28 protein-coding genes are annotated in these 24,537 nt (G+C 60.6%); 13 read left to right on the top strand and 15 right to left on the bottom strand.

The window, feature by feature from the left end; translation table 11 throughout:
• Positions 1–44 precede the first annotated feature (44 nt).
• On the top strand, positions 45–983 hold the full coding sequence (locus tag WA367_RS07165) for a nucleoside hydrolase (protein WP_336056113.1): 939 nt from the start codon (positions 45–47) through the stop codon (positions 981–983).
• Here WA367_RS07165 and WA367_RS07160 read toward each other — a convergent pair.
• Complete coding sequence (locus WA367_RS07160; RefSeq protein WP_336056112.1) at positions 980–1,861, bottom strand: bifunctional helix-turn-helix domain-containing protein/methylated-DNA--[protein]-cysteine S-methyltransferase; 882 nt, start codon at positions 1,859–1,861, stop codon at positions 980–982. The two genes, WA367_RS07165 and WA367_RS07160, sit on opposite strands and share 4 nt — an antisense overlap.
• Positions 1,862–1,923: 62 nt before the next feature.
• Positions 1,924–2,406, bottom strand: coding sequence for a DUF2244 domain-containing protein (locus WA367_RS07155; protein ID WP_336056111.1), 483 nt, complete (start codon positions 2,404–2,406; stop codon positions 1,924–1,926).
• Positions 2,407–2,427: 21 nt separating this feature from the next.
• Here WA367_RS07155 and nth point away from each other — a divergent pair, with 21 nt between their 5' ends.
• Positions 2,428–3,186 (top strand): endonuclease III, encoded by a 759-nt coding sequence (gene nth / locus WA367_RS07150; protein ID WP_336056110.1) that lies wholly within the window; start codon positions 2,428–2,430, stop codon positions 3,184–3,186.
• Positions 3,187–3,192: 6 nt separating this feature from the next.
• Here nth and WA367_RS07145 read toward each other — a convergent pair whose 3' ends face one another.
• Entirely contained in the window at positions 3,193–3,636 is a 444-nt protein-coding gene (locus tag WA367_RS07145) for a DUF2214 family protein (protein WP_336056109.1), read from the bottom strand.
• Positions 3,633–4,367 carry a sulfate transporter family protein gene (locus WA367_RS07140; protein ID WP_336056108.1) on the bottom strand — a complete coding sequence of 245 codons (735 nt, stop codon included), beginning with the start codon at positions 4,365–4,367 and terminating at the stop codon, positions 3,633–3,635. The genes WA367_RS07145 and WA367_RS07140 overlap by 4 nt, the downstream gene beginning before the upstream one ends.
• Before the next feature lie 171 nt (positions 4,368–4,538).
• Here WA367_RS07140 and WA367_RS07135 point away from each other — a divergent pair, with 171 nt between their 5' ends.
• On the top strand, positions 4,539–5,531 hold the full coding sequence (locus WA367_RS07135; RefSeq protein ID WP_336056107.1) for an adenosine kinase: 993 nt from the start codon (positions 4,539–4,541) through the stop codon (positions 5,529–5,531).
• Positions 5,532–5,534: 3 nt separating this feature from the next.
• On the opposite strand, the gene WA367_RS07130 is transcribed toward WA367_RS07135, so the two are convergent.
• The 3 genes from WA367_RS07130 to hrcA all read right to left on the bottom strand — a co-directional run bounded on the left by WA367_RS07130 (position 5,535) and on the right by hrcA (position 7,990).
• Positions 5,535–6,167 (bottom strand): trimeric intracellular cation channel family protein, encoded by a 633-nt coding sequence (locus WA367_RS07130; RefSeq protein WP_336056106.1) that lies wholly within the window; start codon positions 6,165–6,167, stop codon positions 5,535–5,537.
• Positions 6,168–6,181: 14 nt separating this feature from the next.
• Positions 6,182–6,835: a nucleotide exchange factor GrpE gene (gene grpE, locus WA367_RS07125; RefSeq protein WP_336056105.1), complete on the bottom strand. Its 654-nt coding sequence runs from the start codon at positions 6,833–6,835 to the stop codon at positions 6,182–6,184.
• An 84-nt stretch (positions 6,836–6,919) separates the two neighbouring features.
• Complete coding sequence (gene hrcA, locus WA367_RS07120; RefSeq protein WP_336056104.1) at positions 6,920–7,990, bottom strand: heat-inducible transcriptional repressor HrcA; 1,071 nt, start codon at positions 7,988–7,990, stop codon at positions 6,920–6,922.
• 155 nt (positions 7,991–8,145) lie between these two features.
• On the opposite strand from hrcA, the gene rph reads away from it, so the two are divergent.
• The 6 genes from rph (at position 8,146) to WA367_RS07090 (ending at position 12,429) form a co-directional block, all read left to right on the top strand.
• Entirely contained in the window at positions 8,146–8,862 is a 717-nt protein-coding gene (gene rph / locus WA367_RS07115) for a ribonuclease PH (protein WP_336056103.1), read from the top strand.
• 16 nt (positions 8,863–8,878) lie between these two features.
• Positions 8,879–9,292 (top strand): VOC family protein, encoded by a 414-nt coding sequence (locus tag WA367_RS07110; protein WP_336056102.1) that lies wholly within the window; start codon positions 8,879–8,881, stop codon positions 9,290–9,292.
• The gene (gene rdgB / locus WA367_RS07105; protein ID WP_336056101.1) at positions 9,289–9,933 is read left to right on the top strand and encodes an RdgB/HAM1 family non-canonical purine NTP pyrophosphatase; all 645 of its coding nucleotides are present in this window, start codon (positions 9,289–9,291) and stop codon (positions 9,931–9,933) included. Before WA367_RS07110 ends, rdgB begins: the two co-directional genes overlap by 4 nt.
• Complete coding sequence (gene hemW / locus WA367_RS07100; protein ID WP_336056100.1) at positions 9,933–11,096, top strand: radical SAM family heme chaperone HemW; 1,164 nt, start codon at positions 9,933–9,935, stop codon at positions 11,094–11,096. The genes rdgB and hemW overlap by 1 nt, the downstream gene beginning before the upstream one ends.
• Before the next feature lie 117 nt (positions 11,097–11,213).
• A complete protein-coding gene (gene rsmI / locus WA367_RS07095) occupies positions 11,214–12,068 on the top strand; it encodes a 16S rRNA (cytidine(1402)-2'-O)-methyltransferase (protein WP_336056177.1) in 855 nt (284 codons plus the stop codon).
• Entirely contained in the window at positions 12,055–12,429 is a 375-nt protein-coding gene (locus WA367_RS07090) for a YraN family protein (protein WP_336056099.1), read from the top strand. Before rsmI ends, WA367_RS07090 begins: the two co-directional genes overlap by 14 nt.
• Here WA367_RS07090 and WA367_RS07085 read toward each other — a convergent pair.
• Positions 12,420–13,799: a cytochrome P450 gene (locus WA367_RS07085; RefSeq protein ID WP_336056098.1), complete on the bottom strand. Its 1,380-nt coding sequence runs from the start codon at positions 13,797–13,799 to the stop codon at positions 12,420–12,422. The genes WA367_RS07090 and WA367_RS07085 overlap by 10 nt on opposite strands.
• A 154-nt stretch (positions 13,800–13,953) precedes the next feature.
• Here WA367_RS07085 and WA367_RS07080 point away from each other — a divergent pair, with 154 nt between their 5' ends.
• Positions 13,954–14,151: a CsbD family protein gene (locus tag WA367_RS07080; RefSeq protein WP_336056097.1), complete on the top strand. Its 198-nt coding sequence runs from the start codon at positions 13,954–13,956 to the stop codon at positions 14,149–14,151.
• Positions 14,152–14,225: 74 nt separating this feature from the next.
• Here WA367_RS07080 and WA367_RS07075 read toward each other — a convergent pair whose 3' ends face one another.
• Entirely contained in the window at positions 14,226–15,266 is a 1,041-nt protein-coding gene (locus tag WA367_RS07075) for a zinc ABC transporter substrate-binding protein (RefSeq protein ID WP_336056176.1), read from the bottom strand.
• Between the two features lie 150 nt (positions 15,267–15,416).
• Here WA367_RS07075 and WA367_RS07070 point away from each other — a divergent pair, with 150 nt between their 5' ends.
• From WA367_RS07070 to WA367_RS07060, 3 genes are read left to right on the top strand one after another with little or no spacing between them, the layout of a single operon-like run.
• On the top strand, positions 15,417–16,241 hold the full coding sequence (locus WA367_RS07070) for an ATP-binding cassette domain-containing protein (protein WP_336056096.1): 825 nt from the start codon (positions 15,417–15,419) through the stop codon (positions 16,239–16,241).
• Positions 16,234–17,034 (top strand): zinc ABC transporter permease subunit ZnuB, encoded by an 801-nt coding sequence (znuB, locus tag WA367_RS07065; RefSeq protein ID WP_336056175.1) that lies wholly within the window; start codon positions 16,234–16,236, stop codon positions 17,032–17,034. Before WA367_RS07070 ends, znuB begins: the two co-directional genes overlap by 8 nt.
• A gap of 3 nt (positions 17,035–17,037) precedes the next feature.
• On the top strand, positions 17,038–17,439 hold the full coding sequence (locus tag WA367_RS07060) for a Fur family transcriptional regulator (protein ID WP_336056095.1): 402 nt from the start codon (positions 17,038–17,040) through the stop codon (positions 17,437–17,439).
• Here the strand turns inward: WA367_RS07060 and WA367_RS07055 are convergent, their stop codons facing one another.
• Genes WA367_RS07055 through WA367_RS07030 form a run of 6 tightly spaced genes read right to left on the bottom strand, consistent with a single transcriptional unit; the run spans position 17,440 to position 24,519 of the window.
• Entirely contained in the window at positions 17,440–18,432 is a 993-nt protein-coding gene (locus WA367_RS07055; protein ID WP_336056094.1) for a type II secretion system F family protein, read from the bottom strand.
• Positions 18,433–18,447: 15 nt separating this feature from the next.
• Entirely contained in the window at positions 18,448–19,461 is a 1,014-nt protein-coding gene (locus WA367_RS07050) for a type II secretion system F family protein (protein ID WP_336056093.1), read from the bottom strand.
• Positions 19,461–20,957, bottom strand: a complete 1,497-nt coding sequence (locus WA367_RS07045) for a CpaF family protein (RefSeq protein WP_336056092.1) — start codon at positions 20,955–20,957, stop codon at positions 19,461–19,463. The genes WA367_RS07050 and WA367_RS07045 overlap by 1 nt, the downstream gene beginning before the upstream one ends.
• A 21-nt stretch (positions 20,958–20,978) precedes the next feature.
• The gene (locus WA367_RS07040; protein ID WP_336056091.1) at positions 20,979–22,256 is read right to left on the bottom strand and encodes an AAA family ATPase; all 1,278 of its coding nucleotides are present in this window, start codon (positions 22,254–22,256) and stop codon (positions 20,979–20,981) included.
• Positions 22,257–22,280: 24 nt separating this feature from the next.
• A complete protein-coding gene (locus WA367_RS07035; RefSeq protein WP_336056090.1) occupies positions 22,281–22,973 on the bottom strand; it encodes a CpaD family pilus assembly protein in 693 nt (230 codons plus the stop codon).
• A gap of 16 nt (positions 22,974–22,989) precedes the next feature.
• Positions 22,990–24,519 carry a type II and III secretion system protein family protein gene (locus tag WA367_RS07030; RefSeq protein ID WP_442935552.1) on the bottom strand — a complete coding sequence of 510 codons (1,530 nt, stop codon included), beginning with the start codon at positions 24,517–24,519 and terminating at the stop codon, positions 22,990–22,992.
• Positions 24,520–24,537 lie beyond the last annotated feature (18 nt).

Genomic DNA, 24,537 nt, shown 5'->3' with positions numbered 1-24,537 from the left:
ATGGTCTCTCGCTTCAACTGATTCAAGAACAGGGAACCCTGCTCATGGCGGCACAGCCGATCATCATCGATACCGATCCCGGTCAGGACGACGCTGTCGCCATCATGCTGGCTCTGGCAAGTCCGGAGCTTGAGGTTCTGGGCATCACGGCCGTTGCAGGAAATGTGCCGCTTTCACTGACGGAAGTGAATGCCCGCAAGGTCTGCGAGCTGGCCGGTCGGCCGGATGTCAAAGTCCATTCCGGTTCAAGCCGGCCGCTGATACGCGATCTCGTGACGGCGGAACATGTTCACGGGAAAACCGGGCTCGACGGTCCGGAGTTGCCCGAACCACAGATGAAGCTGCAGGAGCAGCATGCGGTGGATTTCATCGTCGAGACGCTGATGGAGCGTGAGCCGGGGACAGTTACGCTTTGTCCGCTCGGTCCGCTCACCAATATCGCACTCGCCCTGATCCGCGAGCCGAAGATCGCTTCGCGCATCAAGCAGATCGTGCTGATGGGCGGCGGCTTCTTTGAAGGCGGCAACATCACGCCAACGGCCGAATTCAACATTTATGTCGATCCACATGCAGCAGATGTGGTTTTGCGCTCGGGCGTTCCCATCGTCATGATGCCGCTCGACGTGACCCACAAGGCGCTGACCACGCACAAGCGTGTGGACGCCATCCGCAATCTTGGCACGCGTGTCGGCGAGGCGACGGCAGAGATGCTTGTCTTCTACGAACGCTTCGACGAGGAAAAATACGGATCGGACGGCGGCCCGCTGCATGACCCATGCGTCATCGCCTGGCTGTTGAAGCCGGAGCTGTTTGCCGGTCGCACGTGCAATGTGATGGTCGAAACCGCCTCCGAGCTAACCCTCGGCATGACGGTGGCCGACTGGTGGGGCGTCACTGACCGTCCGGCCAACGCCACATTCATGCGCGATATTGACCATGAAGGCTTCTTCCAGCTTCTGACGGAGCGGCTGGGACGGCTCTAGCCGCGTTCGAGTTGGGCAGCTTCCCAGCCGAGCATGGCGCGCTTTCGCGTCAGGCCCCAGTGATAGCCTGTCAGCGCGCCTGATTTGCCGACGGCGCGATGGCATGGCACGACGAATGAAAGCGGATTGGCACCGATGGCTGCGCCAACTGCACGCGAGGCCTTTGGCTTGCCCACCTCGCGAGCAATGTCTGAATAGGCCTTTGCCCGCCCCAGCGGGATCTTCATCAGGGCCTGCCAGACCTGCACCTGAAAATCCGTACCGATAAGCACCACGCGCAGCGGTTCCTCCGCCTGCCACCGCGACGGGTCGAATATGCGTTGGGCATAGGGTGCGGTGGCGCCCATATCCTCGACATAGGTCGCTGCAGGCCACCGGCGGCTCATATCCGCGAAAGCTTCCGCTTCCTCACCTTCATCGGCAAAGGCAAGGCCGGCAAGGCCGCGCTCAGTTGCCATGATCAATGCGCTGCCGAAGGGCGAGATATGGAAGCCGTAACGGATTTCCAGGCCTGCGCCACGGCTCTTATACTCGCCGGGCGAGATCGCCTCATGGGTCACAAACAGGTCGTGCAAACGTCCCGGCCCCGACATGCCAAGCTCCATGGCCGCTTCGAGCAATGGCATTCCGCCGTCGAGCAGGCGACGGGCATGATCGAGCGTGACAGCCTGAAGAAAAGCCTTTGGCGTAAGCCCCGCCCAGCGGGTGAAAAGCTTCTGGAGAGTGGCCGGGTGTTCCCCAACATCCCGCGCCAGCTCCTCCAGTGAAGGCTGGTCGCGATAATCGAGGCTGATCTTCTCGATCACACGGCGAACGATCTCGTAATCGCTGCCGCGCGGCGTGATGTCGTTTTGAAGTATGGCAGTCTGCAGGTTCATGATCTGTCACTCCCTGCCCGCACTATCGCGCCGATCGCACGGCGCTGCCACCCGAAACCGGATCAGCGGCCTTTTGCCGTGGCCAGAGCCTGCCCGAAAGCGCTCGCGAAGTTTTCACGTTCCTCCGGATTGAGGAAACTGCCGAGGCTCATGCGGCGCTCACGCGATTCCACCGCCATGTCGGTCACGCCTATCTCTTCATGCCGGTCGACGCGGAACCGTGTCCAGAACGGATTGAACCCATGCTCTTCCACGCGACCAGAGGGCGCGGTCTTGCGGATGAGAAGGTTTGTGCGCGACAGGGTCACTTCCTCCCGTGCGCGTGCGGCACGGTAATTCATCCGGAAAGCAAACCAGATCGCCAGAACATCCAATCCGAAAAAGCCGAAAACCGGCCATGCGCCCATTTGCAGGAAGAACGCGCCCAGCGACAGCCAGAAAAAGACGAGCACCGTCATCAGCACGACAAAGCCCGTCCGCCCAAGCGAGCGGTGAGGCATCAGCAACGCGCTGAAAAATGGTGCATCGGCTTTCGTTTCGCTCATGATTGAGATTATAGAGAGCGCATGGAAAAGCCCAAGGTGAAAAATGCAGCCAAGGCGCCGGCCGCGAAGCGCAAAGCGCCGCGCAAGAAGGCGCTGACAGCCTATTCCCATGAAGAGCTGACGGAAATCTTCCGCCGCTTCAAGGTGCAGCGTCCGGAGCCGAAAGGCGAGCTCGAACACGTCAACGCGTTTACGCTTCTGGTGGCGGTGGTCCTGTCTGCGCAGGCAACCGATGCCGGCGTCAACAAGGCGACGCGGGATCTGTTCGCTGTGGCGGATACGCCTGAGAAAATGTATGCGCTGGGCGAGGAAAAGGTTGGCGAATATATCCGCACCATCGGCCTGTGGCGCAACAAGGCGAAGAATGTCATCGCGCTCAGCAAGGCGCTGATCGACGAGCATGGCGGGGAAGTTCCAGGCGAGCGCGACCTCCTGACGAAATTGCCGGGCGTGGGCCGCAAGACCGCGAATGTGGTCCTCAACATGGCCTTCGGGCAGCCAACCATGGCGGTCGACACTCATATCTTGCGCATCGGCAACCGCATCATGCTGGCGCCGGGCAAGACCCCTGATGCCGTCGAGGCCGCGCTGATGAAGGTCATTCCGGAAGAATATCTCTTCCATGCCCATCACTGGCTGATCCTGCACGGGCGCTATGTCTGCAAGGCGCGCAAGCCGGACTGTGAAGCCTGTGTGATTGCCGATCTCTGTAAGGCACCGGAAAAAACAACGGATATTCCGGCGCCGCTTGTGCCGATTGCGGATGAGCAGGCGGCTTAGGACACGTCAGCCGAAATTTCGGGCCATCATGGCTGCGAAGACCGGGATGAGGGCAAAAACCGCGATTTCGGCCACCAGGAAGCGTCGCATCGCCTTGATCTCGGCCACCGGCATTTGGAACCCCGCCTCCTTCGCCTGTCTGCTCCAGCGCAGGATGGCGAGTGTCGGCTTGACCGAGAGCAGCCCGACAATGGCAAAGGCTGCGATCTTGCCCCAGAAGGCGTGGTTGGCCGCATAGAACTCCCAGCCCCGCAGGCCGAAAGCGACGCGGGCGGCGCCAACCGCCAGAACCAGCATGGCAACAAGGCCATACATCCGGTCGATATGGGTGAGGATCTTCAGATCCCGCAGCGACATGTCCGATTTCATCAGGACGAATTCGGCAGCGATGATGAAGGCGAGCAGGAACACCAGAAGGTGGTGCAGTATTGCCAGTACAAGATCCGTCATGCGCGCGTTCCTCCGGATTTGGCGACCGCATCTTGCGCGGAATGCGTGATCATCTTGTGAAGATGCACCATCATTGCTGCGGCGAAGAGCGGCGTCAGCAGGTTGACGAAGGGGATGGCGAGGAATCCTGCGATGACCAGCCCGCCCATGAAGACCGTGCTCGCATGCCTGCGCCGCAGGGCCTTGGCCTCGGCCTCCGAGCGGAAGCGCATGGCGGCAAATTCGAAGAATTCCCGGCCCAGAAGATAGCCGTTGACGATGAAGAAGGCGATCACGTTGACGCCCGGCACCAGGAGCAGAAGCAGGGCGAACAGGTTGCCGAGGATGACGACACCGAAGAACTTCAGGGACATGATGATGGCCGGAACGAGAGGGACCGGCTTGCCGGGCGGGTCCTGCGCGTAATCGGTCTTCTCCACCGCCTCCGCGACGTCATCAAGAAAAAGCCCGGCAATGATTGCGGTTATCGGCGCGATCAGCAGTGCAAGTGCGAGCGCCAGACCGATGCCCGCGGCAAGACCCGCAACAAGGCCAAGCCAGCCTGCCCAGGATGGCAGGTCTGGCATGAAGACCTGCAAAAGCGGCAGGATATAGAAATCGAAGAGTTCACGCAGTCCAAACCACAGACCGGCGATGACCAGCAGGGTCAAGCCAAGCGTCTTGTAGAATGCGGAGCGGAAGGGTGCGGAGAAGAGCTGCCCGGCAGCGGCCCGTGCGGCATCAATGATCATCTTGCTCGTCTTCCCCCGCTTCCGCGTTTTTGCTCGCCACTGCAGATAAGCAGACAATCGAGGCGACACAAGGCAGCGCGAACGCTCATGATGGTTCCAATCTCCGGCTGCAGGCGTTAAACACGCTCGCGGAACGACTGACCCAGATCCTCTGACCCGGTGGAGAGCTTCATGAGCGAATTCGACGTCCTGTGCATCGGCAATGCCATTGTGGACATCATTGCCCGTTGCGACGAGGCGTTTCTCGTGGAGAACGATATCCGGCGGGGTACGATGAACCTTGTGGATGCAGAGCGCGCAGCGCTTCTTTACGAGCGGATGGGCCCGGCGATCGAGACATCCGGCGGTAGTGCCGGAAACACGGCTGCGGGTGTGGCGAGTTTCGGTGGCAAGGCTGCGTATTTCGGCAAGGTCTCGCGCGACCATCTGGGCGAAATCTACACGCATGATATCCGCGCACAGGGCGTGGCGTTTGACACCAGGCCGCTTGAAGGTGAGCCGCCCACGGCGCGCTCAATGATCTTTGTGACCCCTGATGGCGAGCGCTCGATGAACACCTATCTGGGCGCCTGCGTGGAGCTTGGGCCGGAAGATGTCGAAGCGGACAAGGCCAAGGCTGCGAAAGTCACCTATTTTGAAGGCTATCTGTGGGATCCGCCACGTGCCAAGGAAGCAATCCGCATGACCGCCGAGCTGGCGCATGAGGCCGGACGAGAAGTCGCCATGTCGCTTTCCGACCCGTTCTGCGTGGACCGCTACCGAGCGGAGTTTCTCGAACTCATGCGTTCGAAGACCGTGAACATCGTCTTTGCCAACGAGCACGAGCTTGTTTCGCTCTACGAGACGTCAAGCTTCGACGATGCCCTCGCCGCGATCCGTAAGGATTGCGATCTCGCCTGCGTTACGCTTTCCGAACGCGGCTCAATTGTGGTGCGCGACGGCGAAACCGTGGAGATCGACCCGGTCAAGGTGCGCGACGTGGTGGACACGACCGGTGCTGGCGATCTTTATGCAGCCGGCTTTCTGTTCGGCTACACGAATGGCAAAAGCCTCGGGCAGAGCGGCAAGCTCGGCTCCATGGCTGCAAGCCGCGTCATCGGCCAGATCGGCCCGCGGCTGCAGACCAGCCTTAAGAGCGATGCCGAGCAGGCAGGTCTTCTCTGATACCTAGAGGATGTCTTCTGGCTTGCGCCCCGGGCGCGGCTTGTAGCGGGGGATGGACCAACCGTAGCGCATACCGCCGCCCCGCACGATGAAGGCGGCGGTGAAGGCGAGCGCTGCGGCCGGCATGACCGCCAGCCCGAGAAGAACAGCCGCCACATAGACCGCGGCCCCGGCAAGGGCAGCGGTGACGTAAATCTCGGAACGCAGCAGGACCGACGGTTCACCGGCCAGAAGGTCGCGTAATATGCCGCCGAAGGTCGCGGTCATCATGCCCGTGATCAGTGCCACCGGCACGGAACCCGAGGCTGCCAGACCCTTTGCAGCACCCAGCACGCCGTAAGCCGACAAGCCGATTGCATCGAGCCAGAGCAGGAGGCGATAGCGCGATTCCACCAGATGGGCGGTGAAGAACACCAGGACGCCGACCGCTGCACTAACGATGACATAAGCCGGGTTGACCACCCAGAAGACGGGCAAGCCAAGGACGAGATCGCGCAGGGTGCCACCGCCCGTCCCTGTAATACCTGCAAAGAAGAGAAAGCCGATCATGTCGAGCTGCTTGCGCGAGGCAGCAAGGGCGCCGGTGGCGGCGAAAACCGCCACCCCGGCATAATCCAGCAGCATGAGCGGCATCATGGCCGGTCAGGCCATCAGGAAGCGTCGCCGGAGCTTGCCTGCTCCGCGTCAGCCTGCTGCTTTTCGGCGGAGGCCTTCGGCCCGCCCTTCGAGACGCCAACCATGGCCGGGCGCAGCACGCGCTCACCGATCACATAACCGGGCTGCACGACTTGAACCACGGTGTTGGCAGCGATATCGGGGTTCGGGACCTCGAACATGGCCTGGTGGAAATTCGGGTCGAAACGCTCGCCTTCCGGATTGAGGCGCTTCACGCCGTGGCGCTCCAAGGTCGAGAGCATGGAGCGTTCGGTCATCTCCACACCCTCAACCAGCGACTTGAGCACCGGGTCAGCATTTTCGCGCTGCTCGGGCGTGATCGCACCGAGTGCACGCTGCAGATTATCGGAAACGGTCAGCATGTCGCGGGCGAAGCCGGCAATGCCAAAGGTGCGGGCGTCCGCCACTTCACGCTGGGTACGCTTGCGCAGATTCTCCATCTCGGCCACGAGGCGCAGATTCTGCTCTTTCAGGTCTTCGTTTTCGCGGGCAAGCTTGAGAAGCACGTCCTCTTCAGAAACTTCGCCTTCAGCCTCGCCCTCAGCGGCTACGTTCTCGTCCTCGACCTGGGGATTGGCATTCGCCTCTTCCAGGTTCAGGTCGTTGTCGTCCTTTGGGTGCGTTGTCATTGGCTGTCTGTCTCTCGTAAAAACTTCATTTCGCGCCGCATATCGAGGTTTGGCGCCTCAAAATCAAGGGCTGCACTGCTGCGCCTAGCGCAGCAAACGCCCGACCAGTTGAGCGGTATAGTCCACCATCGGCACGATACGGGCATAATTGAGCCGTGTCGGGCCGATTACGCCCAGCGCACCTATGACGCGCGAGTCCTGGTCGCGGTAAGGTGCAACCACAAGCGAGGAGCCGGAAAGTGAAAAGAGCTTGTTTTCCGAGCCGATGAAGATGCGCACACCCTGCCCGTCTTCGGCCAGATCCAGAAGCTGAACCAGTCCTTCCTTTGTCTCCAGGTCCTCAAAGAGATGGCGCAGGAGATCCAGGTCGCCCTCGGCATTGATGTTTTCGAGCAGATTTGCGCGGCCACGCACAATCAGGCGCGCCGGCTGGCCTTCTCCCGCCTCTGACCAGACAGCCAATCCCTGCTCCACCAGCGCCTGGGACAACTTGTCGAGCGCCGTGCGCGTCTCTTCCTGAAGCCGCGCGATCTCGCTGCGGGCCTCGCCGAGAGTGCGGCCACGGATATGTGCGTTCAGGAAGTTGGAGGCTTCGGAAAGCTGTGAAGCGGTGACGCCCGGCGGCAGGTCGATCACACGGTTCTCGACATCACCGTTCTGCGAAACCAGCACGGCCAATGCCTTGCGCGGCTCCAGCTGGATAAACTCCATATGCTTCAGCGCCGCTTCGGTCTTGGTGGCCAGAACCAGCCCGGCCCCCCGTGAAAGCCCGGAGAGCATCTGGCTCGCCTCGGTCAGCATATGCTCAAGCGACTGGCTGCGCCCGGCCGTCTTGACCTGCGCTTCAATGACCTGCCGCTCCTCTTCCGAAAGATCGCCGATCTCCATAAAGGCATCGACGAAGAAGCGCAGGCCCTGCTGGGTCGGCAGGCGTCCGGCGGAGACATGCGGCGCATAAATGAGGCCCAGATGCTCCAGGTCGCTCATCACGTTGCGTACGGTGGCCGGTGAGAGCTGATTTGGCAGCAACCGGGAGAGGTTACGCGAGCCCAGCGGCTCCCCCTCGTTGAGGTAGGTCTCGACGATCAGGCGGAATATGTCGCGAGAGCGCGCGTCGAGCGAACTCAGATCTCGGTCGGTGATAGGCTTCGTCATTGCGCTGATACTCCTGCCGTAAAATATATGCGGCAGGCGCATAAACACAACTGGCGCAGCACGGTTGCAGCGGTTTTCCTTTGCGTCCTCAGACCAAGAAAGTTACAAGCCGGTCGATTAACCATGCCCCGAACCGCTAGCGGAGAAACGCTTAAATGAGACCTTCCAAAAGGCAGCCCGACGAGATGCGCGCGATCAGCTTCGAGCGAGGTGTCTCCAAGCACGCCGAAGGCTCTTGCATGGTCAAGTTCGGTGACACCCATGTGCTGTGCACCGCAAGCCTCGAAGAACGCGTTCCAGGCTGGCTGCGCAATTCCGGCAAGGGCTGGGTAACGGCGGAATACGGCATGCTGCCGCGTTCCACCGGCGACCGCATGCGCCGTGAAGCCTCCAGCGGCAAGCAGGGCGGACGCACGCTGGAAATCCAGCGTCTGATCGGCCGCTCGCTGCGCTCGGTGGTGGATCTGCAGGCGCTCGGCGAAATGCAGATTACAGTCGATTGCGATGTCATTCAGGCGGATGGTGGCACCCGCACGGCGGCAATCACGGGCGGTTTCGTCGCCCTGCACGACTGCCTGACCTGGATGCACGCACGCCAGATGATCAATATCGAGCGGGTGCTCAAGGATCACGTTGCCGCCATTTCCTGCGGCATCTATGAGGGCCAGCCGGTTCTCGATCTCGATTATGCCGAAGACTCCGCTGCCCAGACCGATGCCAATTTCGTCATGACCGGCAAGGGCGGTATCGTAGAGATCCAGGGCACGGCGGAAGGCGAGGCTTTTTCCGAAGAGGAATTCGGCCAGCTGATGGGTCTTGCAAAGCAGGGCATCAAGCGTCTCGTCGAATTGCAGAAAATGGCTGTAGCCTGAAGCGGGTGAACAAGACGTGCGGGCCAAGGGCATTCTAGAAGCCGCTCTTTATGTGGACGACCTCGATGAGGCGGAGCGCTTCTACGCGAATGTACTTGGCCTTGAGCGCATCGTTCGCGTTGAAGGGCGGCATGTCTTCTTCCGTTGCGGAGAGATGGTTCTGCTTCTCTTCAACGCCCAGGCCACGCAGACACCGCCTGCCGATGATGCCCCTTTGCCGGTCCCGCCTCACGGGGCGAAGGGGCCGGGCCATCTTTGCTTTTCGGCCAGCGCGGAAGAGATCGCGCGCTGGAAGGCGCATCTGGAAGATCTGAACATTTCCATCGAAGCGGATTTCGAGTGGCCCAATGGCGGCCGCTCCATCTATTTCCGTGATCCGGCAGGCAATTCGCTGGAATTTGCCGAGCCACGCATCTGGGGGCTTTCGTGAGAGAGATACCAAACCGCAAATTCGTGCTGGCCAGCCACAATAAGGGCAAGCTTCGCGAATTTTCCGAACTCCTGTCTCCCTTTGGCTACGAGATTGTTTCGGCTGCCGAGCTTGGCTTGGCCGAACCGGAGGAGACCGGCACCGCGTTCGAGGAAAACGCGCTGATCAAGGCGAAGGCTGCGGCCGAAGCGACAGGCCTGCCTGCACTCTCCGACGATTCCGGCCTGTGCGTCGATGCGCTGGACGGTGCGCCGGGCGTTTATACGGCTGACTGGGCGACCAAGCCTGATGGCAGCCGCGACTTCGCAATCGCGATGGAGAAGGTGGAAAGGGCGCTGAAGGAAAAGGGTGCGACGAGCCCCGAGCAGCGCAGCGGACGCTTTGTTTCCGTGCTCTGCCTGTGTTTTCCCGATGGTGAAGCCGAATTCTATCGCGGTGAGGCTGAAGGTCGGCTCGTCTGGCCACCGCGCGGCGAGAAGGGCTTTGGTTATGATCCCGTCTTCCAACCGCATGGCCATGAGATAACCTTCGGCGAGATGGATTCGCAGCAGAAGCATGGATGGAAGCCCGGACAGGCGACCGCGCTTTCCCATCGCGCGCGATCCTTCAAGAAATTTGCCGAGGCAAGGCTGAGCCTTTGATGAACGACACGCTGAATAGGGATCCCGGTTTCGGGGTTTACGTGCATTGGCCCTTCTGCGCGGCCAAGTGCCCCTATTGCGACTTCAACAGCCATGTCCGCCACAAGCCCGTCGATCAGGCACGCTTCGCCAAGGCCTTTGCGCGAGAGATTGCGACAATGCGCGAGCGCACCGGTAATCGTACCGTGCGCAGTATTTTTCTTGGCGGCGGCACGCCATCGCTGATGAAGCCGGCGACAGTTGGCAGCATTCTTGATGCAATCGCCGAGCAGTGGCATGTGCCCGATGGCGTCGAAATCACGCTGGAAGCGAACCCCACCTCCGTCGAAGCCGACCGCTTCCGCGGCTATCGACAGGTTGGCGTGAACAGGGTTTCGCTCGGAGTTCAGGCGCTCAAGGACCGTGACCTGCGCTTTCTCGGACGGATGCATTCGGTGGACGAGGCGCTGACCGCGATACGGTTGGCGCGCGAGAATTTCCCGCGCCTTTCCTTCGACCTCATCTATGCGCGTCCCGGCCAGCGGGTCGAAGACTGGCGGCGGGAGCTTGAAGAAGCCATTGGCCACGCCGCCGATCACCTGTCGCTTTATCAGCTCACGATCGAGGAAGGCACGCCATTTTACGCGCTACGCGCTGCCGGCAAGCTGCAAATCCCCGATGCCGACAGCGCAGCCGACCTTTATGCGGCCACACAGGAAGTGACCGCAGCGCATGGGCTGCCTGCCTATGAGATTTCGAACCATGCGCGACCCGGTTCGGAGAGCCAGCACAATCTGATCTATTGGCGCTATGGCGAATATGTGGGCGTTGGTCCGGGTGCGCATGGGCGTTTTCGCGAGGGCGTGCGGCGGACGGTGACTTTCACCGAGCGTTCGCCTGAAGGCTGGCTTGATCTGGTGGAGCGCAAGGGCCACGGGGTGACCGGAGGGGAGACGCTGACCAGGATCGAAGAGGCGGACGAGTTTCTGCTGATGGGGCTGCGCCTGGTCGAAGGCATAGATCTTGTGCGCTATGAGCAGTTCACGGGGCGGCCACTTTCGCCGGAGCGCGTTGCCGTATTGCGTGACGAAGGCCTGGTCGAGCCCGTCGGCAATTCGCGCCTTCGTGCAACACCTGCCGGAATGGTGGTGCTGGATGCAGTGGTGGCCGATCTCGCCCGTTAAGTTGGTTGTGGCAGTTTGATCACCAGCAGTTAGATTGGCCCCTGATATCTTCGCCAGACGGGAGTGCGCGTGAGCGAGACCGAAAACAAGCGACAGTTCACCATCCGCGACGCGGTCATGACGGCACCGCGACTGGAGCCTGCGCTCTATCTCGTCGCCACACCCATAGGCAATCTCGGCGACATCTCGATCCGGGCGCTCGAAACGCTTGCCAGCGCCGATATCGTGGCCTGCGAGGATACGCGGGTCACGCGGGTACTGCTCGAACGGTACGGGATGCGGCGGCGCATGACCGCCTATCACGAGCATAATGCGGCGGAAGCCGGACCGAAGCTGCTGGACGCGGTGGAAGCAGGACAGAGCGTTGCACTTGCAAGTGACGCGGGCACACCACTGATCTCCGATCCCGGCTTTCGTCTTGTTTCGCAGGCGCAGGAGCGTGGCCTGCGCGTGGTGCCGATCCCAGGTGCCTCGGCGGTTCTTGCGGCCCTGACCGCCAGTGGCCTGCCAACGGATGCCTTTCTGTTTGCCGGCTTTCTTCCCAACAAGCTTGGACAACGCGAGAGCCGGCTAAATGAATTAAACTCATCTCCAGCCACTCTCGTTTTCTTTGAAAGTCCGCGCCGGCTGGGTGCCAGCCTTGGATCCATGGCGAAGATGCTTGGTGGAGACCGGAAGGCAGTGATCGCACGCGAGTTGACCAAGACCTTTGAGGAGGTACGACCAGGTACGCTCACGGAGCTTGCAGCGCATTACGAGAGTGCAGGCGCGCCGAAGGGCGAGGTCGTGGTATGTGTTGCGCCGCCGCTAGCCAGTGAGGCGTTCGACCCGGCAGACACGGACCGGCTGCTGCTTTCCCTGGCCGGTGAGATGCCTGCAGCCAAGGCTGCCGGTGAGGCAGCGCGCATGACCGGGGCGAAGAAGTCCGCCCTTTATCAGCGGCTTCTGGAACTCAAAGATGGATCGCACTGACCGGCAGAACCGGAAGATTGCTGCCTACCGCCGGGGCCATCGCGGCGAATGGCTGGCAGCCCTCGCACTGATGCTCAAGGGCTATCGCATTCAGGCGCGTCGCTACAAGACACGGCTCGGCGAGATTGATCTGATTGCGCGCCGGGGCGACGTGGTCGCGATCGTGGAGGTCAAGGCGCGCAACAGCCTTGGCGAGGCGATGGATGCCGTCAGTTACACCGCCCAAAGGCGCATCGATGCGGCTGCCGATCTATGGCTCGCGCGTCAACCGAACCGACACAAGCTTTCAATACGCTACGATCTGGTGGCGATTTTGCCGCGCCGCTGGCCGGTTCATGTCCAGAACATCTTTCAGGGCTGACGCAGGCTGACCTTCATTGGCAGCCCACCCTGGGGTTGGGTAGTGAGCTTCTGAACCGGCCACGGTTTCGTTTCCGGGGTCACATCGAAACGGTATCGCCGCATCAGCACTGCCATGGCGATGACTGCTTCCTGCATGGCGAATTTTGCCCCGATGCATACACGCGGACCTGCGCCAAAGGGCAGATACTGATAGCGGTCGATTGCCTCCCGGTTTTCAGGATGAAATCGGGCGGGACGATACTCTTCCGGGTCATCCCAAAGCTTGCGGTGGCGATGGACCGTCCATGGCATGACCAGCACCTGCGTGCCCTTCGGGATATCCAGATCGGCAAAGCGGTCATCCTCGACGGCTTCGCGATTGATGGAAGGTGCAGGCGGATATAGCCGCATCGCCTCCTCGAAGGCCGCGCGGGCCCTCGGCATCTCGTCCAGCCACTTCACCGGATCAGGCTCGCGCGCCAGGACTTCATCCACTTCATGCTCGATCGCCTCCCTCTCAGCCGGAAGCATTGCAAGGCAATAGAAGGTCCAGCCAAGCGCTCTTGCGGTGGTCTCATGACCAGCACCGATGAAGGTGATGATGTTGTCCTCGATCTCGGAACGGTTGAGGCCGTCTGGACCTTCGGCCTGCAGAAGGAGTGTGAGGAAGTCTTCCGGCACCGCCTCGCCGCGCTTCATCTTTGCTTCACGCATCTCGATCGTTCGCGCGACGATGTCGCGGAAGAATCTAAGCGAATTGCGCCCCAGCAGACGCGTAATGCGCGGCAGCCAATCGGGCGCACCCAGCAGATCGAGCGGATCGACGCGGCCCATGGTTTCGAACAGCCGGTCCACCTGTCCTGCGAAGCTGTCGGGTTCGCCGGCAACCTCGCCCGAGAACAGTGTTTCGGCCAGGATGTCGAAGGTGAGCATGGTCATGTCGCGGGAGACGTCGACGATTTTTCCCAATTCCGCCTCATAACGTGTCGCGAAGCTTTCAGCCTGCTCCAGCATGGGACCGGCGAAATCTGCAATATGGCGCGGCGTGAATACGGGCGCCATTGCCTTGCGCGAGCGTTTCCACACATCACCTTCGGCAGTCAGGAGCCCATCGCGCAGGATGGGCCGCAGGATTTTCTGACGCACGCGCGCCATTTTGTAGTTGCGGGCATTATCCACCAGCACATGACGGATCAGGCCGGGATCATTGGCAATGAGCAGCGGCCCACCGAGGCCACCGGCTATCGATATCCAAGGCTCGTTGTAGCTGGGCTCGCCCCACAATTCGAGCGGATTGCGGTAGACGATCCGCATCATCTGCAGCGTCGATGGCGGCGATGTGCGGGGCTTGGGTGCTGGCGGGCGGAATGATCGGGCGGCGTGGTCCATCCTTGCTCCTTCACCCATGACTTAAGCACACCACGCCTTCACATCAATGCATGCAATTTCCCTCAGGGCGATGGGAACAGCGGTCGCTCAAGGACGTTTAGGAAGCACGAATATTGATCGCGCCACCGAGGCGCGCGAGCCAAGGAGACATTCGATGAACTGGAATCAGATTGAAGGCAATTGGGAGCAGTTCAAGGGCAAGGCCCAGCAGCAGTGGGGCAAGCTCACCAATGACGATCTCGATGTCGTCAAAGGCAATCGCAAGGAACTGGCTGGCCGCATTCAGGAACGCTATGGCAAGACGCAGGAAGAAGCCGAGCGTGAAATTGATGATTGGGCAGCCAACCACTAGCAGCGTCGCCGCCTGAGCGGTGATGCGGCCCTGCGGCATCCCTCGGCCGCAGGGCTTTTTTCATGCCAAGGACGTCAGCCTTTGGCGGCGGTCAGGCATGTGGCGAAGCCTTCTGCCAGGCGCTCAAGCAGTGCTGGATAGAGATCAGGGCCGGTCTCCAGATCTGCGCCGACCGGGTCGAGCTCACCCGCGCGGGCATCCGTGCCTTCCACCACGACTTCAACGATGCTTCCGTCAAATTGCGGCTCGGAGAACACGCAGGCAGCTTCTACTTCCGCAAGCTTTGACTTGATCTCCTGCAGGCGTTTGGCGCCAGGCATGGTCTCCGGATTGACCGTGATCGAACCTGCCGGCTGCAAGCCGAAGCGTTCTTCGAAATATCTGTAAGCGTCGTGGAAGACGACATAAGGCTGGTTGCGCACCGGCTCCAGCTTCTTTTGAAGCTCAGCCGTCAGGTTATCCAGGCGCCGCTCAAGGTCTTTCAGGTTGTCAGTATATTTCGCCTTGTTCGCCGGATCGGCCGCGGCGAGCTTGTCTGCCATGTGGCGGGCAATGGTGCGCGCATTTTCCGGATCAAGCCAAAGGTGTAGATCTATGCTGCCGTGGTCGTGACCCTCGTGACTGTCGGCGTCGCCGTCCGCGTGGTCTTCGTCATGATCGTGATCATGTTCGTGGTTGTCGTCATCATGGGCATGCTCGTCGCCGTGGTCATGCCCATCTTCGCCATGCGCGTGGTCGTGACCTTCGTGCGAATGATCATGACCTTCAAACGCCCCACCCTCACGCAATTCGTGTTCCACGATCCCGGGCGTTTCCACGAGCGCGATTGCCTGAGCGTCCTTGGCATGCGCCTCAAGCGCACTGACCATGAAGGTCTCCATGGTTGGACCGATCCAGAACACAAGATCTGCATCCTGCAGCGCACGGGCCTCGGAAGGACGCATCGAATAGGCATGGGGTGACGACGCACCAGATACGAGCAGGCTCGGCTCGCCGACACCTTCCATCAGCGCGGCGGCTAGCGAGTGTATCGGCTTGATCGAGGCAACAACATTGGGCGCAGCGAACGCTTGCGTTCCCAACATTGCAAATACAGCAGCCGAAGAAGCCAGCAGCTTTTTCGATATCATTTTCCAAGTCCCTCTTATTGCAGTGAACCAAGGTGAGTGCACCCTACCGTGATGCTATTAATGTAATGGTATTACGTCTCATTGCGTTATGCTATAACGTGTGGCATAGGCAGTGACAACAGGGTTCTGGTGAAAATGCTGCAAGCCAAAGACACTAAAGGCGACGCATTGGTCGTCATGGAAAATGCCGGCATCAAAAGAGCCGACCGGTGGCTCGTGCGTGGAATAGACCTGACCGTGCGGCGCGGGGAGATCGTGACCCTGATTGGCCCCAATGGTTCTGGCAAAAGCACCACGGCCAAGACGGCGATCGGGGTTCTCTCGCCGGATGAGGGCAAGGTGCAGCGCGCAAACCCTCTGCGTGTCGGTTACGTGCCGCAGAAGGTCAATGTCGACTGGACGATGCCGCTGACCGTGAAGCGATTGATGGAACTTACCGGAAAGCTGCCAGGTGAAAAGCTCGAAGCCGCGCTTGTCGCGGCTGGCATAAGTCACCTGTCCGGTGCGGCGGTGCAGTCGCTGTCCGGCGGCGAGTTTCAGCGTGCCCTGCTGGCCCGTGCGCTTGCTCGTGAACCGGACCTTCTTGTGCTCGACGAGCCTGTGCAGGGTGTGGATTTTTCAGGCGAGATCGCGCTCTACCGACTGATCCGGGAGATCCGCGACAGGACAGGTTGCGGGGTGCTTCTGATCTCGCACGACCTGCATGTGGTCATGGCTGAGACCGATACGGTTGTTTGCCTGAACGGCCATATTTGCTGCCGCGGGACGCCCGAAAGTGTCGTGGCAAGCGAGGAATATCGGACACTGTTCGGCTCACGTGCAAGCGAACTCGCGCTCTATCGCCACCAGCACGATCATACACATCTGGTGGATGGGCGCGTGCGCCTTGCCGATGGAACGATCGCCGATTCATGCGGTCACCTTCACGACCACAGCCATGAGAACATTTCTGATGCTTGACGACTTCTTCGTTCGCGCGATGGTGGCTGGTATCGGCATCGCCATCATAGCCGGGCCGCTCGGCTGCTTTGTGGTTTGGCGCCGCATGGCCTATTTCGGTGATACCATGGCGCATTCAGCACTTCTGGGCGTCGCTCTAAGCTTCCTCTTCGATATCAATCTGACCCTGGGCGTCTTTGCGGTAGCAACACTTGCCTCGCTCGCGCTCCTGTTTCTTCAGCGGCGTGGTGCACTCTCCACGGACGCGTTGCTGGGCATTCTTTCGCATTCGACACTTGCGCTCGGGCTCGTGATGGTCGCTTTCATGAGCTGGATCAGGATCGATCTCATGGGCTTCCTGTTCGGTGATATCCTGGCCGTCTCGAAGTCCGATATTGGCGTGATCTTCGCCGGTGGTCTGGCCGTGCTTGCGGTGCTTGCATATATCTGGCGGCCATTGCTCGCCGGGACGGTCAATCCGGAAATCGCGGAAGCAGAAGGGCTTCGCCCGGAGGCCGCCAAGCTGGTCTTCATGATCCTGATGGCCGCGGTAATCGCCATTGCAATGAAAATCGTCGGGATCCTGCTCATAACATCACTGCTGATCATTCCCGCAGCGACGGCGCGGCGTTTCGCACCGACGCCTGAAATCATGGCTGTCATGGCGTCGCTTGCAGGCGCCTTGAGCGTTTCGGGCGGATTGCTGGCATCGCTGCAGTTCGACACGCCGTCCGGTCCGTCGATCGTGGTGGCGGCACTGGTGCTGTTTCTGCTAAGCCTGCTGCGGCTGAAAATGCAGCCGGCGGGAGGTTGAACCATGGCGGCCAAGCCAAATCTCACAAAGAACCAGGGATTGGTTCTCGACGCTCTGGATACGGCGTCAGCACCACTTAGCGCCTACACCATTCTCGACCGGCTGCGCGATCATGGTTTCCGCGCTCCGCTGCAGGTCTATCGCGCACTGGAGAAGCTTCAGGAAATGGGCCTGGTGCACCGCCTTGAAAGCCTGAACGCATTCGTCGCCTGTGCGCATCCGGACTGTCACACGCATGAGACGATTGCCTTCGCCATCTGCGAGACCTGCGGGCAGGTGGAAGAATTCGCCGATGACGCAGTGGAAGACAGGCTGACGTCCGCGATGCGTCAGCGCGGCTTCAAGCCGGCGAAGACGACGGTGGAGATCAGAGGTGCCTGCCGCGCCTGCGCGAAGGCAAGCTGATCAATTCATGACGCCGTTGTCCTGAAGCTGGATGATCGCCGGGCCCAAGATCACCGCGAACAGAACCGGCAGGAAGAACAGGATCATGGGCACGGTGAGCTTCGGCGGGAGAGCTGCTGCCTTCTTCTCGGCTGCCGTCATGCGCGCATCCCGGCTTTCATCAGCCAGAACACGCAGGGCGTGACTGACGGGCGTGCCGTAGCGCTCGGCCTGAATGAGGGCCTGACAGACGCTTTTCACCGAATCAAGGCCGGTTCTGTTGGCAAGATTCTCATAGGCCTGGCGGCGCTCCTGCAGGAATGACAGTTCTGCATTTGTCAGCACGAATTCTTCGGCGAGCTCTACCGACTGCGAGCCGATTTCTTCTGCCACTCGGCGCAGCGCGGCCTCAACGGACATGCCGGATTCCACGCAAATCAGCATCAGATCGAGCGCGTCGGGCCAGGCTTTCTGGATGGAAGTCTTGCGCTTGGTCGCACGGTTGTTGACGTATAGCACTGGCGCATAGAAGCCCGCATAGGCGCCGAGAATGCAGACAAAAACCTTCATGAACAAAGGCTGCCCGTCGAGGGAATCCAGCACAAAGACATAGAAGATCGCGATCGCCGCACCGACAAACGGCAGCACCAGGCGGAAGAACAGAAGCTTCGTCAGAGGGTTCTGGCCTCTGAAGCCGGCCATGCGCAGCTTGTTGACCGTTGCCTCATCTGCAAGGGCGCGCCGCAAGTCGAGCCGGTCCACGATAGTGCGGATCGATCCGGCATCCTGCTCACGCAGGCCCTTGCGCCGACGTTCAGCTTCGGCGGCAAGACGGGCGCGCTGTTTGGCCCGCAGCTCATCACGCTCGAGCGCGACGGAGCGCATGCGCGATTTGAGCGTGTCGCCGCTGGATACGGGAAGCAGCGTGAAGATCGTGGCGAAGACCGCGACGCCCACGAACAAGGCGATCAGGAAGTTCGGGTCCAGAAGAGTGCGGGCGACTGAATCTGACATGCTCTATCGCTCCGCCTAGACTTCGAAATTCATCATCTGACGCATCACGAAGATGCCCACGCTCATCCAAACCGCAGAAGCGGCCAGAATGAGGTTGCCCGTGCCTGTCGTGAAAAGCGGCAGGATGTAGCTGGGGCTCGTCAGATAGACGAGAAAGGCCACGATGATCGGCAGCGAGCCGATAATATAGGCAGATGCCTTGGCTTCCATGGAAAGCGCCTGCACCTTGGCCTTCATCTTCTTGCGATCGCGCAAAACCTTCGACAGGTTGCCTAGCGCCTCCGACAGATTGCCGCCGGCCTGGCTCTGGATCTGGATCACGATGCCGAAAAAGGCTGCTTCCTGCGAAGGCATGGTTTCGGGCATGCGCAGCGCGGCTTCAGCGGTCGACATGCCCATCTGCTGGGACTCCACGATGCGCCTGAACTCCCCGCGAACCGGTTCCGGTGCCTCGCTCGCGATCATGCGGATCGCGTCATTGATCGGCAGACCGGATTTGACCGAGCGCACAATCACATCGAGCGCGTTTGGAAACTCGTTCAGGAAGGCCTTTGCGCGACGCTTGCGCATGAAGCCGATGATCCAGCGCGGCAGACCGAGACCACCCACCAATATTGCGCCTGGAACGGCCAGCAGCGGTGCACCAAGGATCAGGGCAACGAAACCGCAGACCAGCGAAAGCAGGGCGGAATAGAGATAGAATTTTTCAATCGAGAGCTCGAGCCCGGCCTGGCGTATCTGCACCTTGAGCGGTGGGCTTTTCGCGTATTTATCGCGATCCTTCTGCCGCTTGTCGAGGTCCTTCAGCGAATCCTGGATGTTCTTGCGGCGCTTTACCTGTTCAGCTGCCCGGTCGCGGCTTGCCTTGATGGCACCACGGTCGGTTTCCGCCCGCTTTACCGTCTCCAGTCGCCGCTCGACCTTCTTTTCACTGGAGATCGTGTTGAAAAGAAGCGCATAGGCCAGCGCGCCGGCGCTGCATGCCGCCAGCACGATGATCAGGAGCACATTCGTATCGATGCCGAACATCAGTGACCCGCCTTCTCCATTGCTTCCAGCGAACTCGCCAGGCGCTGCTCTTCATTGTAGTAGCGCGCGCGATCCCAGAAGGCGGGACGACCGACACCGGTCGAGACATGCTTGCCGAGAATGCGACCCTGCGCGTCTTCACCCTGCATGTCGTAGAGGACGAGGTCCTGCGTGATGATCACATCGCCTTCCATGCCGACCACCTCGGTGATGTGCGTGATGCGGCGGGAACCGTCGCGCAAGCGGGCGGCCTGGATGATGACGTCAACGGAACCGACAATGATTTCGCGCACGGTTTTCTGCGGCAGGCTGAATCCGCCCATGGCGATCATGGATTCCATACGATTGAGACATTCGCGCGGGCTGTTGGAGTGGATCGTGCCCATGGAGCCGTCGTGGCCGGTGTTCATGGCCTGCAGAAGATCGAAAACTTCCGGGCCACGCACCTCACCCACGATGATGCGCTCAGGACGCATGCGCAGACAGTTCTTCACGAGGTCGCGCATGGTCACCTCGCCTTCGCCTTCAAGGTTTGGCGGGCGGGTTTCAAGACGCACCACATGCGGCTGCTGCAGCTGAAGCTCGGCGGAGTCTTCGCAGGTGATCACGCGCTCATCGCGGTCGATATAGTTGGTCAGGCAGTTGAGCAGCGTTGTCTTACCCGAACCGGTACCACCGGAAATGATGGTATTGCAGCGAACGCGTCCGATGATCTTCAGAACCTCGGCACCTTCCGGTGAGATCGCGCCGAACTTGACGAGCTGATCAAGCGTCAGCTTGTCCTTCTTGAACTTACGAATGGTCAGCGATGCGCCATCAATGGAGAGCGGCGGCGCGATGACGTTTACGCGGGAGCCGTCGGGTAGACGGGCGTCACAGATGGGGCTCGATTCGTCAACGCGGCGGCCAACCTGGCTCACAATGCGCTGGCAGATATTGAGAAGCTGCTGGTTGTCGCGGAAACGAACACCGGTCTGCTCGACCTTGCCGTTGACTTCGATATAGACCTTCTGCGCGCCGTTCACCATGATGTCGGCGATGTCGTCGCGAGCCAGAAGCGGCTCGAGAGGACCGTAGCCGAGCACATCGTTGCAGATGTCTTCGAGCAGGTCTTCCTGCTCGGAGATGGACATCGCAAAATTCTTGATCGCGATGATGTCGTTGACGATGTCGCGAATTTCCTCGCGCGCGCTGTCCGGGTCGAGATTGGCCAGTTGCGACAGATCAATCGTGTCGATCAGTGCAGAGAAGACCTGGCTCTTCGTGTCATAATAGTTCTCGCCGCGTTCACGGGTGGGACGCGGTGGAGCTGGCGGCGGCGGTGGAGGCGCGGGTTTTGGCGCAGGCGCTGCGGCAGCCGGCTTTTCCGGCTTGGGCGCGGGCGCTGCCGGTTCAGGAGCAAGCACGGCGTCATCGCCACGCGGCGTGGGAGCAGCCGGAGCGGCTGGCCGTGGCACATCGCCGAAACTGGTGGTCGAGCCTCTTCTGCCAAACATGCTTGTACCCGATCGTTGGAATTACTTCTTCTTCGCGATCCGCTCCAGAAGGCTGGCGAGGCCGGCCTTCTTCTTCGGCTTCACCTCGCGCCTGCCCGTCAGAACATGCGCAAGTTCGTTGAATGTGGCCACGATGGCGTGGTCCCGCTCCATCTCGGCCAGCATCCGACCATTGTTCGCAGCATTGCCGAAGAGCTGTGGCTCGAAGGGAATGACCGCAAGCGGCTCGATGCCCAGCGGTTCTGCAAAATCGGCAGCCGTGATCTCAGGGCGTTTGGGCACGCCCACCTGGTTGAGGATCAGCTTCGGCGGCCCGTCATTGGGGCGCAGCTTCTTGAGCATGTCCACCAGGTTCTTGGTGTTGCGCAGATTGGCCAGTTCCGGCGTGGCGGTAATCACCACCTCGTCAGCACGCGCCAGCGTCGTCTTTGACCAGCTTGACCAAATATGCGGAACATCGAGAACCACATGCGGGGCTGTACGCTGTACCGTGTCGATGATGGGCGTGAATGCCTCGCCATCGAAGTCATAGGTGCGATCAAGCGTCGAAGGTGCGGCCAGAAGCGACAGATGCTCAGCGCATTGAGCAAGCAGGCGATCGAGATAGACCTCGTCGATGCGCTCGGGCGAGAACACCGCTTCGGCAATGCCCTGGGCCGGGTCCTGATCGAAATTGATGTTGGCGGTGCCGAATGCCAGATCGAGATCGGCGACGACCACTTCGCTCTCAAAGAGGGTCGACATGCCGAAGGCGATATTATGTGCAATGGTGGAGGAGCCCACCCCGCCCTTGGCGCCCACAAAGGCGATCGATTTTCCCAGCGGTTCCGCATCCGGATCGACAAAGATACCGGAAATGACGGCGACGATGTCCATCATCGAGATGGGTGCCACGACATATTCCGACACGCCGGCACGGATGAGCTCGCGGTAGAGCCACACATCATTATAGTGTCCGATCACCACGACCTTGGAGGTCGGATCACAAACCTCGGCGAGCTGGCCAAGCTGACCAAGCAATTCCTTCGGCTCGGCGCGAGATTCCACAATCACCAGATTTGGCGTGGCTGCGGTCTGGTAGAACTCGACCGCAGTCGGAATGCCACCCTGGTGGACCTTCACATGAGCCTTCGCCATGCGACGGTCTTCGGCAGCCCGTTCTATCGGATTGCCGACGGCTTCAGTCTCGCAGAAGGCCTGAATGGAGATGCGCGGGACCGGACGGAGCGACTTCAGCGTTGCGTCGGTCGCGGCAGTCAGGGTGTCCTGCGGGTCGGTTTCGTAGGCGAGATCGCTCATGTCGTCATCCTCAATCCATCGCCTCTAGTCGTAATCAACTTCCGAGCGTGAGCGGAACTCGTCGGATACAAGGCGGTCCTTGTAATCGGAGATGGCAGCGTCACGGTTTTCTGCATCAATCGGGGTCATTTCGCGCGGGCCAAGGAAGTCCAGCGGATTGGCGACCTGCGCAGCCAGATTGTTCTGGTAGGAGCAGCCGAAATTCTCCCAATTGCGGTTTTCTTCGGTTTTCAGGAGATCCGAAGGCCAGCGCCCGCATTGACCGACCTGCGCCTTTACACGCGAGTAGCTGAGGCGGATGGGAGCCGCGCGGTCAGCCTGCGCCTGGTAGTTGAGAAGCTGAATCTGGCCGGGATGAACCCCGCGCCGCGCGATGTAATCCCGGAAATCGCGTGCCACGTCGAGGGCAGCCGCAGAGTTTGCAGCACCAGCTGGGACCAATATGGAAACGACGGAGCCGCCGCTTTCGGCATAGTTCGACAGGAAGCCGGAGATCGCAGCTTTCTGCTGATAGGTCATTCGGTTCGATGTCGAAGCCACGGGAAGATCCAGCACCTCGTCACCTTCGGCAATGACGATTGGATGGCGTGTGCGGTAGTCTTCCGGCACCGCGCCGACGATGACCGAGTCGCGCTTGGCCGCGCATCCAGCCAAAAGGCTTGCGAGTACCACCGCCATAATCGGCATGCCCCGCTTCATTTCCCCCAGAACGATCATGGCAACCGGTCTCCGATCACTTGTAGATGTAGCCGACGACGCCGTGATAGCGGCCGTCCGGCAGGTCTGTTTTCATGGTCCCGTAGACGCGATTGACGCGACCCAGGAAGTATCCGGCAGCATCACTGGCGGGATTGAAATTGTCGTCCGGCTTGGCCAGCGCCGTGCGCTGCGTCGGGCGAGACAGATATGGCGTGACGATGATCACGAGTTCCGTCTCGTTGCGCACGAAGTCGCGGCTACGGAAAAGCGTGCCGAGCACCGGGAGCTTTGACAGGCCGGGCAGGCCATTTATGGACTGGCGCACATCATCCTGAACAAGGCCGGCAATCATCATCGAACCGCCGGAGGGAAGCTCTACCGTGGTGTCAGCCAGGCGCTTGCGGATGGAGAGCATGTTCATGCCCTGCAGCGAACCGCCCGCCTCCAGCGTGCCAGCCCCCTGCATTGTAGGCTCGGAGACCTGGGTGCGAACCTTCAGGCTGATGCGGCCCGCCGACAGGACTGTCGGCTGGAATTCCAGACCAACGCCATATTCGACTTCCTTGAACTCGTAGGTCAGGCTGCCGTCATCATCCTGATCGCGGCCATTGACCATCTGGAAGGTGCCGCCAACCTTGAAAGTCGCTTTTTCACCCGACACCGCCGTAAGGGCAGGTTCTGCCAGCGTCTTCATGACACCGGCCTGCTCCATGGCATTGAGATATGCGGTCATCAGCGACCCGCCTATTCTGCCCCCACTGGCAGAAAGTGGCTTGCCGAGACCGAAGGCTGCTTCAGAGACCGCACCCCAGGTGATGCCGTCAACACTGCCATTGCCGATCATGTTGACGCCGAGCTGTTTCATGACAGTGCGGCTGACTTCGGCGACAGTGACCTTCAGCGTTACCTGATCCTCGCCGATGATCTGCAGCATGTTGACGATGCGCGATTGCTGACGCTCGGAATCGGGGTTGTCGATGGAGACGCCGCCACCATCGGTCGGAGCGGCTGCGCTTTGCGAATACTGGCCAGTCGTGGCCTCACCGCCGGTCACGAAAATCTGAGCAAGCTGGGCTGCGCGCGATGCATCAAGCGGGGTCTGAACCGTGCCGGTCAGCACCACATTGTCGTTGATGAGTTCGACATCGATGTCGGAATTCGGAATATAGCGCTGGAGATAGTCTTCCAGGCCCGCGACGTCCCGCTCCACGGCAATGTCGAGACTGGCGATCTGCTGTCCATTGGCACCAAAGACGAAGATGTTCGTCTCACCAACCTGCTTGCCAAAGAGGTAGATGCGCCGCGCGGTGCGCGTGATTGCGTCTGCAACTGCGGGATTGGCCACCAGAATATCGTAGGCATCCGATGGCAGATCGACCACGAGCGACTTGTTCAGCCCGAGCTTCACCCGCTCATGAGCACCGCTGACCGTCACCACGCCTTCTGCCGCCTGTGCTACACCCATGATGGGAGCAGTGGCGCTGACGGACGCGGCAAGCGCGAGGGCCAATGCTGCCTTGCGGACAGGCCCACGGCGATAGATGCTGGTGCGTTGGTTGGACATGATCTTATCCGGCTTCAT

This window comes from Nitratireductor sp. CH_MIT9313-5, assembly GCF_037029545.1.
Lineage (GTDB): Bacteria > Pseudomonadota > Alphaproteobacteria > Rhizobiales > Rhizobiaceae > Chelativorans.
The sequence above is the reverse complement of the archived record's forward strand: the minus strand, read 5'-3'. Positions and strand labels throughout refer to the sequence as shown.